Genomic DNA, 4,687 nt, shown 5'->3' with positions numbered 1-4,687 from the left:
TTATCAGTAAAAGATAATCTTAATTTTCTTACTCTACGGCCGTGAGAGTCTACAAGATTTTTCAAAAAGTCCTCTGAGAATAATGCAAAGAATAAAACATTCTAGTTTTTTCCATGTATAGACCAAGTAGTCAACTTCAGAGGGCGACTAGAGCGCTGCACATATATTTGCACAGCGCCATTTTACCTATAAATGAGGATAGTCTGTATAACCAACTTCATTCTTCGTATAGATTGTTTCTAAATTGACTTCATTTAAAGGGGCATCAATTTCAAACCTCTTAACAAGATCAGGGTTAGATATAAAAGGCATTCCAAATGCAACTGCATCTACAAGACCAGAGTTAATGGCCTTGGCTGCCGTTTCTTTTGTATACTTCTCATTTCCTATGAAGACACCGGAGAATATCTCTCTTAATTTTGGAGTTAAGCTATCGTCAGCTTGGTGCTCCCTAGTGAAAATAAATGCTATTTGTCTCTTGCTAAGCTCTTCTACAGCATAGCTAAATGTTTTAAGAGGATTCGAATCACCCATATCATGGGCATCACAGCGAGGAGAGAGATGAACGCCAACTCTGTCAGCACCCCAAACACTTGTTACTGCATCAGTCACTTCCAGGAGAAATCTAGCTCTATTCTCTAAAGATCCTCCATAAATATCTTCTCTTTTATTTGTACTATCTTGAAGGAACTGATCTATCAGATAACCATTTGCTGCATGTATTTCAACACCATCAAATCCAGCCTTCTTAGCATTCTCGGCGCCAAGTCTATACGCTTTTACAACCTCTTTAACTTCACTTGTTTCAAGTGCTCTAGGCGTTTCAAACTCTGTAACTGGACGAACGAGAGAAACATGTCCTGCAGGCTTAATTGCAGATGGGGCAACTGGTTTTTCACCATTTAAAAAGGACGAATGAGAGATTCTACCAACATGCCATAGTTGCATAAATATCTTCCCACCTTCACTGTGGACGGCCTCTGTAATTTTTTTCCAGCCTTCAACTTGCTCATTTGACCAGATACCAGGTGTGTCAGCATAACCAACACCCATTGGTGTTACAGATGTAGCTTCAGTTAGGATTAATCCCGCATTAGCTCTTTCTTTATAATACTTTGCCATTAGGTCATTTGGTATACGATCCTCACCTGCTCTTCCACGAGTCAGAGGGGCCATAATAATTCTATTTACTAGCGTTAAGCTTCCTAGCTTTAATGGGCTAAATAACGAATTCATTCACATCTCCATTGTTTGATACTTGTCAAACGATACAGAACAGCTTGCGTCAGGGCAAGTAATTTGTTAGATATATATCTAACAATGAAAGAAATAAAACAAATACCATTAGACAAAATCATGAAGGCCTTAGGAGATCCTATTAGGCTTAGTGCTGTACAGCAGTTACTTCAGGCCAGTAATAATGAAATAACCTGTGGCGATTTTAATTATGGAGTGCAAAAGGCAACCTTCTCTCATCATATAAAGATTCTTGTTGATGCAAATATACTTTGTGCAAGAACTGAAGGCGTAAGAAAATTTCTTTCCATTAATCCTGAAATAGAAAAATCATACCCTAGTATTTTAGAAGCAATTAAAAACTCATAGACTATTTTTTCTTAAATTGTCCCATCATTTCATCTAGCTCTACTACGTATTTATCTTTTACACAGACTTGAACCTTCTTCTTATTAGATTTAAGTGAAGCGAATTTTGGACGTCCCTCACTTTGATAGCAAAGAGAGAAAAGTATATTCTGATTGGATGAAAATTTTAACTTTTCAGGAAAGCTAAAACATTTATTAATGACTTTACAGTCTTTACTGTAGAGATTATTTCCATCGACTTGTACGGGATAACTCTTACCATTTTCTATAAGAAGAGTATCAGAATTAATTGCTAATGTAGTCAAGGTCAGTGACCATATCATAAAACCTTTTATCATCAACCCAAAACGATCCTTCTTCATAATTACATTCCTCAATTTTATCCATATCATATGATCGGCAACCTCGTCCCCAAGAGTTTCTAATCTTGAATTGGCACTTACCGTCTTTCCATCTTCTTCCAGTTAAAACACTTGCGTGCCCACCACTAGAATCCATTATATTATCAACATTATAACTGATTCCCATTGGCTTACCAGATGAAAGAATATCTCCAATTTTTCCAAAGTATCTTTTAATACCTTTCTTTACTCTTATACGATCAGACATCTTTCGTCCCTGCTTTCCAACACGAGGTCTTGGCTTAGAGAGAGAATCTATCTCAAAGTCTTTTAGCTTAATTAGATTTTCACTGCATCTCTTCTTAAGAATTATTGAAAGAGCTGTATTCATATTATTCTGCTCTAAAATAGAATATAACTCAGAGGCAGAAAGACCATTTAATTCTCTAAAACTAATAAGCGAGTCTATTTCATTACAAGAAACTATCTTAGCGGTTGATTCATCCTTCATGCCCGCTTTTATTTCTTCTAAACGAAGAATAATTCCAGCAGTCTCGCCACGATAATTACGGTCAAATGGTAGGGCCTCTTCTGAACAAACACGTTTTTCATCTACAGCATTCTCCAATGCTCTATCAACCCAGCCACCTTCATAAGAGTCACCAAATGTACCTTCATTAAATAATCGACCAATATTATATCCAAGTTTCATGAAAGTGCTGTTATCAATATTTTTATTAAAGATAGCTGAAACGTGTGATGCTGATACAGGCTCTTTCATTTCAGCAGTAAGTAAGTCCGCTGCAGAAAATGCATAACACCAACCTATTCCATCTTGATTCCTCGGAGTAGAGAAATGCTCCTTCATTTCAGGATTCATATTCTCTCTTACGTCTACGTCTGAGCATTCAGATTCAGGTATTTTGACATCAATCCCCCATGAGGATAGAGAAAAGCAAAATATAATTATAAATAAACTTATCGATTTTTTCATATGACCTTATCGGAAAATAATTAAATAATCTTTAGCAATACAACTTAACTAACTGATATCACTTAACTTCAATTTCCATAACAACATCTCGATCTAAGTCATGAGTTAGGTTATAAGGAATCTTCATCTTCTTCAAAAGTCTTTCATAGAGCCTCTTATGTGACTTAGATGTGTAGACGTAAACACTGTCTATTTTATCTTGAGACTTAAAAGATGAGAGTAACTGAGATAGGAGCTCATCACTTAGTTTGCGGTCTCCTAGTTTTTCATCAACTGTAAATCGTACAATCTCTCCAGTTTTCTTTCCCTTCTCTCTTTTAACTCTGACTCCAGTTGCTTTTTCAAAAGGTAATAACTCCTCTGCATCAGTAGAGTTTACAAATGCAAGTCCACCTCTCATAGAGTCTGCTTTATCTTTTTCTGTGCTAACAAATAAGGTCGTCCTGTATTCCATCTCTTCACTACTTTTTATAAAATCCTTTACCTCTTGATCACTAAGGTTGAGTCTTTTTCTATATGTATCAGAAACAAAGCTCCAATACTTAGAGCTAATTTGTGAGACTTCATCTTTTGGACCATTTAAATTTAGAACGTAATAGTCTCCCTTTTCAGAAGAAAATTTAAATCCTGCTTCTCCATATGTTGCATTATCCATTTCTTTTTTAGATAAGTAATATGTGAGCTCATCGTAATCTTTAACGTGATAAAGAGAGTTATTAGAATCGAAGCCTTTTGATATCTTTAGGCCATCCATTATTCCTTTGAATGAGGAGAAACCTGTTAGTGAAGTCTCTGCTGCAAGAATCAAGAGGTCAGTATTATAATCCTGATTACATTCAATAAACTTTTGATAATGGACTGCATTACTAGTTCCCATGAATTGATTAAGTTTATTGCTACATTCTTTTCTTTTATTTGAGAGATTAAGGGAGTCTTTAACAAATAGACTTGTACTTGAAGCACCTGCTGTCGCTTTCACAACACTTGCATACAACTCTTCTCTCATTCCCCACTTTAACAGTCTTGTTCCTTTCAATCCCCAGACTCCAAGCCTAAATGCTGGCCCCGCCAAAAAAGGTGCGGCCACAAGCCCTATCTCTGTACCAATATCTTTTAAGTTTTCTTTGTAAATATAGTCTTTATTTTTCTTATAAAAATGGCATGCTAATTCTGAATCTTCAGAATTCTCTAATTCCTGTTCCCAATCAAGCTCGCTTAATATGCTAGAACTCATATTATCTAAAGCGATTTCTCCCTCTAAACTTTTAAAAAATTCCAATAGCCTCTTTTCTCGAACTTCTTCTCTTGAGTCTTTAGCGAAATTATAGCTTCTCTCTTCATTTCCAAATCTCTGCTGAAGCTCAGAGATTTTATCCTGAGCTGATCCTAGGTAACTTGAATAAGTTTCCACTAAGGCCTTTCTAAAGTCTTTCTCACTCTTTTTATCGCTAAGAATAATATTCTCAATATTTTTACTGGCCAGTATTGGCCTCTTTGAAAGAAGTGCTAACTTAACTCTTTGCAGTCTTCTTAATTTATCTTCATTATCAACTTGCATTGAAGGACTACAAACGCGGTAACACATGCTCAGTTTTTTTGAGTAAATATCTATTTCGCGCAATATTCTCTGCAGTGATTTATAATCATTTTCTATTTGTATAAATTCTTGTTCATACCACTCTCTACTACTTGAAGCATCTACATAATCGTCGCGTAGATATCGTAGCATTCCCTTATTATTATCAATT

Annotated in this window: 5 protein-coding genes; 1 reads left to right on the top strand and 4 read right to left on the bottom strand. The window is 35.7% G+C overall.

Going from position 1 to position 4,687, the window contains the following annotated elements:
* Nucleotides 1–186: 186 nt before the first annotated feature.
* The gene (locus ABX784_RS15475; RefSeq protein ID WP_372655968.1) at nt 187–1,236 is read right to left on the bottom strand and encodes an alkene reductase; all 1,050 of its coding nucleotides are present in this window, start codon (nt 1,234–1,236) and stop codon (nt 187–189) included.
* A gap of 84 nt (nt 1,237–1,320) precedes the next feature.
* Between ABX784_RS15475 and ABX784_RS15470 the strand changes: the two genes are divergently transcribed.
* Nucleotides 1,321–1,605 (top strand): ArsR/SmtB family transcription factor, encoded by a 285-nt coding sequence (locus ABX784_RS15470; protein ID WP_372655967.1) that lies wholly within the window; start codon nt 1,321–1,323, stop codon nt 1,603–1,605.
* Between the two features lies 1 nt (nt 1,606).
* Here the strand turns inward: ABX784_RS15470 and ABX784_RS15465 are convergent, their stop codons facing one another.
* From ABX784_RS15465 to ABX784_RS15455, 3 genes are all read right to left on the bottom strand, one after another.
* Entirely contained in the window at nt 1,607–1,909 is a 303-nt protein-coding gene (locus ABX784_RS15465) for a hypothetical protein (protein WP_372655966.1), read from the bottom strand.
* Nucleotides 1,890–2,939 carry a hypothetical protein gene (locus tag ABX784_RS15460; RefSeq protein ID WP_372655965.1) on the bottom strand — a complete coding sequence of 350 codons (1,050 nt, stop codon included), beginning with the start codon at nt 2,937–2,939 and terminating at the stop codon, nt 1,890–1,892. The genes ABX784_RS15465 and ABX784_RS15460 overlap by 20 nt, the downstream gene beginning before the upstream one ends.
* A 58-nt stretch (nt 2,940–2,997) precedes the next feature.
* Nucleotides 2,998–4,687, bottom strand: a 1,690-nt coding sequence (locus tag ABX784_RS15455) for a hypothetical protein (RefSeq protein WP_372655964.1), incomplete at its 5' end; no start/stop codon positions are given.

The sequence above is a fragment of the Halobacteriovorax sp. genome, from assembly GCF_041587335.1.
Taxonomy (GTDB): Bacteria; Bdellovibrionota; Bacteriovoracia; order Bacteriovoracales; family Bacteriovoracaceae; genus Halobacteriovorax.
This window is presented reverse-complemented; position numbering and strand designations above follow the sequence as displayed.